This window comes from Halorhodospira sp. 9622 (assembly GCF_022228025.1).
Lineage (GTDB): Bacteria > Pseudomonadota > Gammaproteobacteria > Nitrococcales > Halorhodospiraceae > Halorhodospira > Halorhodospira halophila_A.
In genome coordinates, this window is sequence record NZ_JAJNRE010000056.1 from 1 (window position 1) to 3,822 (window position 3,822).

Annotated in this window: 5 protein-coding genes; 2 read left to right on the forward strand and 3 right to left on the reverse strand. The window is 70.2% G+C overall.

Annotated elements, in window-relative coordinates; all coding sequences use genetic code 11:
• Positions 1 to 621, forward strand: a 621-nt coding sequence (locus LRG07_RS13400; protein ID WP_255773336.1) for a glutathione S-transferase N-terminal domain-containing protein, incomplete at its 5' end; no start/stop codon positions are given.
• An 18-nt stretch (positions 622 to 639) separates the two neighbouring features.
• Complete coding sequence (locus LRG07_RS13405) at positions 640 to 1,071, forward strand: ClpXP protease specificity-enhancing factor (RefSeq protein WP_238642682.1); 432 nt, start codon at positions 640 to 642, stop codon at positions 1,069 to 1,071.
• A 55-nt stretch (positions 1,072 to 1,126) separates the two neighbouring features.
• Here the strand turns inward: LRG07_RS13405 and LRG07_RS13410 are convergent, their stop codons facing one another.
• The 3 genes from LRG07_RS13410 to LRG07_RS13420 form a co-directional block, all read right to left on the reverse strand.
• Positions 1,127 to 1,723, reverse strand: a complete 597-nt coding sequence (locus LRG07_RS13410) for a phosphoheptose isomerase (RefSeq protein ID WP_201172502.1) — start codon at positions 1,721 to 1,723, stop codon at positions 1,127 to 1,129.
• Between the two features lie 29 nt (positions 1,724 to 1,752).
• Entirely contained in the window at positions 1,753 to 2,115 is a 363-nt protein-coding gene (locus LRG07_RS13415; RefSeq protein ID WP_201172498.1) for a YraN family protein, read from the reverse strand.
• The coding region (locus tag LRG07_RS13420) for a penicillin-binding protein activator (RefSeq protein WP_238642683.1) at positions 2,090 to 3,822 on the reverse strand (1,733 nt) is incomplete at its 5' end. The genes LRG07_RS13415 and LRG07_RS13420, both read right to left, overlap by 26 nt.

The window sequence follows — 3,822 nt, forward strand, 5'->3', positions numbered from 1 at the left end:
CGCGGGGTTGCCGGAGGGCCCGTGATCCGCCTCTACACCGGAGCGTCATGCATCCACAGCCACCGGGCCCGGCTGGCCCTGGCCCTGAAAGGGGTGGAGGCCGAGCGTGTCCCGGTCGACCCGGAGCGTCCGCCTGCGTCGCTGCTGGAGCAGAATCCCTACGGGGATGTCCCGACTCTGGTGGATCGCGATATCGCGCTCTATCACCCCGAGATCATCATCGATTACCTGGATGAGCGGTATCCCCACCCGCCGCTGCTGCCGGTGGACCCGGTCAGCCGGGCCAAGGCGCGACTGGTGGTGCACCGCATGCAGCGTGACTGGTACGCGCTCTGCGAACAAATCGAGAACGGTACGGCGGCGCAGGCCCAACAGGCGCGGCGCGCCCTGCGCGAAAGCCTGGTGGCGGCTGCCGAGCTCTTTGAGGGCCAGCCGTACTTCCTCAGCGATGAGCTGACCATCATGGATCTGACGATCCTGCCGCTGCTGTGGCGACTCTCCGCCGCCGGCGTCGAGTTGCCGGAGCATGCAGCGGCGATCACTCAGTACGCCGAACAGCAGTTTGCAACCGATGCCTTCCGCACCAGCCTGACCCGCGAGGAGCTGGGCCTGCGTGCCTGAAGGCAGGAGGCGCACCCAATGACCCCGAGCCGTCCCTATCTCATCCGGGCGATCTACGAGTGGATCGCCGACAACGGTTACACGCCTTATCTGCTGGTGGACGCCACCCGCGACGACGTGGATGCCCCGCTGGAGTACGCCGAGGATGGTCGCCTCGTGCTCAACGTGGCGCCGCGGGCGGTCCAGGAATTGAGCATGGGCAACGACGAAATCGCCTTCCGGGCGCGTTTCGGTGGCGTGCCGCGCGGCGTGCAGCTGCCGGTCAACGCCGTCATGGCCATCTACGCCCGGGAGAACGGGCAGGGGATGCTCTTCGGGGATGGCGAAGATGCCGAGGCCGAGGGCTACGAGGCCATCGACGCCGGCGGGGACGAGGGCGATGACGGCCCGCCGGATGGCCCCGATGGCTCCGGCGGCGGCAAGCGGCCCAACCTGCGCGTGGTGAAGTAGGCGAGGCGGGGCGGGCGGGGCCGGCCGGGGGCCGTGGTCGACCCGGCTTCGCGGACTAGCCGCCCGGCCCGCCGAACAGCGTGCGATCGATCAGATCGCACAGGCAGTGGATCGCCAGCAGGTGGACCTCCTGGATCCTTGCCGTGGTCTCGCTGGGCACGCGGATCTCGATGTCGTCGCTGGAGAGGTTGGCGGCAAGTGGCCCGCCGTCCCGGCCGCTGAGGGCGACGGTGACCATGCCCCGTTCGGTGGCGGCCTGCTGGGCTGCGAGGATGTTCCCCGAGCCGCCGCTCGTGGAGATGGCCAGGAGGATGTCCCCTTCGTGGCCTAGGGCGCGGATCTGCCGGCCGAAGACCTCGTCGTAGTGGTAATCGTTGGCCACCGAGGTCAGTGTGGAGGAGTCGGTGGTCAGCGCGATGGCCGGCAGGCCCGGTCGCTCCATCTCAAAGCGATTGAGCAGCTCCGAGGAGAAGTGCTGGGCGTCCGCGGCGGAGCCGCCGTTGCCGCAGATCAGGATCTTGCGCTCGGCGCCTAGGGCCCGGGCCATGGCACGCCCGGCCCGGACGATGTCCGGCGCGATGCGATCCAGGGCATCCTGCTTGGCGCGGATGCTGTCGTGGAAGAGCTGTGCCACGCGTTCGTGGGAATCCATGAATCCTCGCTGTCGTCTTGCCGGGCCGGTCAGCGTTCTTCCTGGAACGCATCGCGCACCCAGTGCACTTCGTTTCCGTCCGTGGCGACTACATCGAATCGGGCCCACCCGGGGTTTCGGGCCAGCCAGACGTTGGCAGCGCGGCTCAGGCGCTGGCGCTTGCGGCGGTCCACGGACGCGGCTGCGCCGCCGTACCCCGGGTGGCTGCGTCGGCGGACCTCGACGAACACGGTGACGCCGCCATCGGCCATGACCAGGTCGATCTCGCCCCGGCGTGTCCGGAAGTTCCGTGCCAGTGTTCGCAGCCCCCGCCGCTCCAGGTAGGCGCGTGCCCGCTCCTCGGCCTCGTGGCCCCGGTCGCGGGGGTCATTCCCCCGCCTTCTCGGTGTCATGGTGCCTGCCCTCCGTGGCCGGCTGGCGGAATACCGGGCGCCCGCGCACGAATTGCGCGGTCACCAGCTCGCGTTCGACGATCCGTTCGCTGTTCAGGTGTAGCCCCCCGGTCAGCCCGTCCAGGCGTTCTTCCGGGTGCTCCTCGAGCACTTCTAGGTACGGGAAGATGCGGTAGGCATCGATGCCCAGGGCCACCAGCCGGGCCTGGCGGGCCATGACATCACCGAGCTTCTCGGTCAGCCGCTCGTGCTTGAGCTCCGCAGGGATCCCAGGCGACTGGCCCACCAGCCAGGGGCCGTCGACAAAGTGCAGGCCGTCCAGGTCGCGGTCGTCCTCGGGGCGTGGGGTGCCACCGTAGATATGCGACGTCGACAGGACCGGCACGTCCTGGGCGTGGTGGTATTCGAGCTGCGGGCGCAGCAGTCGGCCCGCTTCGGGGAACGCGGCGAGGAAGACGGCGTCGACGTCCTGGCGGCGGCGCGGCTGGTATTCCAGGGTCTGGCCGAAGGTTCGGGTCAATTCCTGGTGGCGGCGGCTGCTGATGCGCAGGTTGAGCACCTCGCGGATGGGGCCTGAGAAGTCCGTTTCATCGGCGTCGTAGGCTTCGCTCTGCAGGACCGTGCCGTCGCCCGCCTCGAAGGCCTCCTGGAAAGCCTGCTGGACCCGCTCACCCCAGTCGGTCCGCGGCGCGAGAACCACCACGCTGGTCCAGCCGCGGCGGTGCGCGTGCCGGGCGGCCTGCTGGGCCTCTGCCTCCGGGCTGAGGGGGAAGAGGAACAGGTGGTCATGGCTGTCGCCGTCCTCCAGGGTGTTGAGAGCCAGGATCGGGGGCGCGTCATCGATGTCGGCGACGGCGCGGACAGCGTCGCGGGTCAGGGGCCCGATGACGGCGTCGCTGCCGGCCTCCCGGGCCTCGGCCAGGGCCGCGCGGGCCCGCTCCGCCTCGCCACCGGTGTCGTGGACGGTGACCTCCGGGCGACGGTTGGCGTCGTTGAAGTAGGCGGCGAGGATGCCGTCACGGACGGCGCGGCCGGCATCGCGGAAGTCTCCGCTGAGTGGCAGCAGCAGGGCGACGTGTTCTGGCCGGCGGATGCGCTCATGAAAGCGCGTGATGAGTTCGGTGGCCTGGCGGTCGCGCGCCGGGTGGTCTGGATAGGCCTCCTCCCAGGCGGACACCGCCTCCTCGAGGCGCTCCGGGTCGAGGCGGTGGCTGCGGGCGATCTGCGCCAGGCGGATCCAGCCGCCGTAGGTGTCGGCGTCCGGCTCGATGGCCTGGAGTTGTTGCGCCGGGGCCCGCCCCAGGGCCTGCCAGATGAGGTTGCGGTTCTCGTCGCGCTGCGACGGCGTCTCCAAGTGGTCCTCGAGGGCCACGCGTTGCTCCACCACCATCAGGTGGTTGTCCAGGCCGGCGGCTGCGGTGGCGCGTAGACGGTGGTAATCCGCCTCCTCGCCGGCCGGTGGCTCGGCCAGGTTATCGAGCAGCGATGCGGCCCGGTCCGGCCGCTCGCGGGCCAAGGCGAGCTGGGCGCGGGCCAAGGTGAAATGCGCCCGTCCCCGGTCGTCGAGATGATCCGGCTCGACCCGGGCCAGCGCCGTGGTGGCGGCGTCGCGCTCGTCGGCATCCAGCCAGGTGCGTGCAGCGGCGATGCTGACTCGATTGCGGTCCGCCGCTTCCTCGTAGGCCTCCGCTGCCGCATCATAGAGTT

Excerpts from the sequence above, each read along its gene's own strand:
- LRG07_RS13405 (WP_238642682.1), top strand. The coding sequence starts at position 640 with ATGACCCCGAGCCGTCCCTATCTCATCCGGGCGATCTACGAGTGGATC.
- LRG07_RS13410 (WP_201172502.1), bottom strand. The coding sequence starts at position 1,723 with ATGGATTCCCACGAACGCGTGGCACAGCTCTTCCACGACAGCATCCGC.
- LRG07_RS13415 (WP_201172498.1), bottom strand. The coding sequence starts at position 2,115 with ATGACACCGAGAAGGCGGGGGAATGACCCCCGCGACCGGGGCCACGAG.